Genomic DNA, 354 nt, shown 5'->3' with positions numbered 1-354 from the left:
GTCAGTACTCTCAGGTGTCAGTGCAACGGTGACTGCTAAAGATGCAGGCAAATATGTTAACACCGCAACAGGTCTAGATAAGAATTATGATTTAAGCTTTGTTGATGGGGCTTTAGATATCGCCAAAGCCAAAGCTACAGTAACTGCCAATAGTGTATCAACCACCTATAACGGTAAAGATCAAACAGTTGGGGGCTTTACTGCGACAGGTTTGGTCAATGGTGAAACTGAATCAGTACTCTCAGGTGTCAGTGCAACGGTGACTGCTAAAGATGCAGGCAAATATGTTAACACCGCAACAGGTCTAGACAAGAACTACGAGCTAAGCTTTGTGGATGGTTCATTAGATATCGC

The 354-nt window shown here is 43.5% G+C and carries 1 protein-coding gene; it reads left to right on the top strand.

The features are described from left to right. Positions 1 to 354: MBG domain-containing protein (locus AC07WY_RS21470; RefSeq protein ID WP_494737079.1), on the top strand; the 354-nt coding region annotated here is incomplete at both ends.

The organism is Acinetobacter sp. GW821-FHT01C12, assembly GCF_059422625.1.
The sequence above is the reverse complement of the archived record's forward strand: the minus strand, read 5'-3'. Positions and strand labels throughout refer to the sequence as shown.